The sequence below is a fragment of the Acinetobacter sp. 226 genome (assembly GCF_048147925.1).
Taxonomy (GTDB): domain Bacteria; phylum Pseudomonadota; class Gammaproteobacteria; order Pseudomonadales; family Moraxellaceae; genus Acinetobacter; species Acinetobacter pecorum.
In genome coordinates, this window is record NZ_JAYWYX010000068.1 from 1 (window position 1) to 2023 (window position 2023).

General features: G+C 33.4%; 3 protein-coding genes. All 3 read left to right on the top strand.

Going from position 1 to position 2023, the window contains the following annotated elements; genetic code table 11:
* The first annotated feature begins 359 nt into the window (after positions 1–359).
* On the top strand, positions 360–869 hold the full coding sequence (locus tag VXP95_RS15390) for a hypothetical protein (protein ID WP_144724061.1): 510 nt from the start codon (positions 360–362) through the stop codon (positions 867–869).
* Between the two features lie 114 nt (positions 870–983).
* A complete protein-coding gene (locus VXP95_RS15395) occupies positions 984–1685 on the top strand; it encodes a molecular chaperone (RefSeq protein WP_416712350.1) in 702 nt (233 codons plus the stop codon).
* 41 nt (positions 1686–1726) lie between these two features.
* Entirely contained in the window at positions 1727–1993 is a 267-nt protein-coding gene (locus tag VXP95_RS15400; protein WP_416712351.1) for a hypothetical protein, read from the top strand.
* Positions 1994–2023 lie beyond the last annotated feature (30 nt).

Genomic DNA, 2023 nt, shown 5'->3' on the forward strand with positions numbered 1-2023 from the left:
TTATTGATGAATTTATTCTCGATAAGAATCATCTGCTGCCACAGAAAATCTATAAATAATAGTGCGTAAGTCCTATAAGATTCTGAGAAAATCATTCTTATATATAATATATAAACATAAGTTTAACAGGATTATAGCTGTTTTATATATATCCTTGTAAAAAAAGAATTTTTAATAAAAATTTAAAAAATATAGTATAAGCAAATGTAGTGTGAATAATAGAGCTTCTATATGTTTTTTAATGAATAATAATAAGATGGCTGCACGCCTACAGTAACATTACTCATAATAACAAGAGTCCAAAATGTAAGCGTAAAACTTAATAAATATATTCTTCCAAAAAGGAATGGAGCATACTTATGAATAAAATAACTCAAGCAGTATTAGCCACCGTAGTATTGAGCTTTGGTTTAGGTTCAACAGCAGTTTATGCAAATCAGACTGCAGGAAAACCAGGTTCCCAAACACCACATAAGCCAGGCAAACATGGATGTGGAGATAAGTGTGACGGAAAAATTGACATTGTCCTGGAAGTTCCAAGACATTGTGATTTGGATGTGGAAACACCACAATTGACGCTTGCGCAAACAACGGGAGGTAACTGGAGCGATGCAGGTTTCTTTAATGTAAGCACAAATGCTCCTTATCGATTAAATATTAATGCACCAAATAATTTGCGCAGTGGCCAGAACTCTGTACCTGTATCTGTGACAACTACACGTGGTGGACGGGCTTATTCTGGAGCTCAATCAAGTACTAAGGGGCAAGCTCATCGTTGGGATGTAGCAGCTACAGTGGCTGGTAGTGCGATTGCAGCAGCTGATGCTGGTACTTATCGTGGCACATATAATGTCGAAGTTCGATTCTAATAATAAGAAACTTACTCTTAATAAGTATTGAACGGATAGGAGGTGTGTGAATCATCTCCTATTTTAATAATTTTTTTATTGAATAATAACTATAATAAGTTTTTGGAGTAAAAAATGCATAAAAAAATAATTGGATTTTTATTATTATTGTTATGTAGTGCTACTCTCTCTGCAGGAATAAAGTTTAGTCCAATCCAGTTATATATTGAAAATTCTAAAAAACAGAGAAGTACAACGGTTAATATTGAGAGTACAGGGTTAAAATATTCAAAAATATATGAAATTTTAGCATTTAAATGGCAACAGAATGAAAGGGGGGATGATGTTCTCGTCGAAGATAAAACATTATTATTTAATCCAAGAACCTTTGAGTTAAAACCGGAAAGTAAGCAGATAGTCCGGATCGGATTTAGTCAGCCACTTACAGGTACTGAAAAGCAGCAAGCATGGAGAGTTATTTTTAAAGAAGTTACACCTGTAGAAGACACTTCATCGATCAACTTTTTATTTAATTTTTCCTTGCCGCTTTTTACAGAAAAACACTCAGCACCACAACTTAATGTAAATCTGGAAAAGGTAAATGGTTTAGCTTATTTGAAAGTGGGAAATAAAGCCAAATCACATGCAAAAATTGTAGAGGTTATAGTATTAGATAATCTGAATAATGAAGTATTAAAAAAAGATTTTACCCAATATGTTTTGAGTGGAAATGAAATTAAATTTGAAATTGGGGAAATAAAAACTACTGGAAATCTGAAGTTGAAAATAAAAGTAGAAGAATATGGGGAATATTTAGAATACCCTATCAGTGCTTAGAACGGATTGGCAAAAGAATAAAAATAGTCAAAGGAAGTGCTATGAGAGCCACTAAAATTCTTATGATGATAGTCTGTGGTATTGGGGTGACGCCTGTAAAAGCAAATACTAGTCCGGTACAAGGCCAGACAAAAGATCCGGAGATGTTAATCGTAAATATATGGATAAATGGCCTGGATTATAAAACTGAAGCAATTACTTTCACGGAGGACAGGAAAAAATTTATTGAATGTGAATCCTTGCATAGTTTAGGAATTAAAGGGCTTTGTTGCACAAAGCTATTCTTGAAGGCTTCTTCAGTAATATAATTTCCAGATGAAGAAGCCTACACCTAAAAT